The 648-nt window shown below is 68.4% G+C and carries 1 protein-coding gene; it reads right to left on the bottom strand.

Annotated features, from left to right (window positions below; all coding sequences use genetic code 11):
• The coding region (locus ACJ4V0_RS21530; RefSeq protein WP_448301653.1) for a GntT/GntP/DsdX family permease at window positions 1-648 on the bottom strand (648 nt) is incomplete at both ends.

The following is a 648-nucleotide window of genomic DNA, read 5'->3' as shown; positions in this document are numbered from 1 at the left end:
CCCGCGGACCGCCGCGATGTCGGTGGAGCCGTATTTGGGCATGGCGAGATAGGAGGCATCCAGCATCGGGATCAGCCAGAAGGCGAAGGCGACATTCAGCGCGAGGACGCTCGCGAGGGGGAGGGCCGCCAGGAGCAGCGAGGGTCGCGGCGTCCTGCTTTCCCCATCCGGGCCCGGTCCCATGGCGGCCTCCGGTCCACGGTCGAGACTGCGCGCCCGATGCTCCAGCCAGAGCCAGCCGAGGCCGAACATGATGAGGCTGGCGATGATGCCGAGCCCGGGAGCGGCGAAGGCCGTCGTCTGGAAATAGGGCATCGGGATGGCGTTCTGGATCGCCGGCGTCCCGGGCAGGGCCGTCATCGTGAAGGTGAACGCTCCCAGGGCGATGGCGGCGGGAATGAGGACCCGCGGCAGACGGGCATCGGCGAACAGGGCCGAGGCGATGGGCCAGACCGCGAAGGCCACGACGAACAGCGAGACGCCGCCATAGGTCAGCAGCGCGCAGGACATCACCACCGCGAGGATTGCGTGTCGCGGCCCGAGGCCGTCCCTCAAGGCATCGGCGAGAACCCTTGCGCTGCCGCTGGCCTCCATCAGCTTGCCGAAGACGGCGCCCAGCAGAAAGAGCGGGAAATAGAGAATGATGAA

It is taken from the genome of Phreatobacter aquiterrae (assembly GCF_053471285.1).
This window is presented reverse-complemented; position numbering and strand designations above follow the sequence as displayed.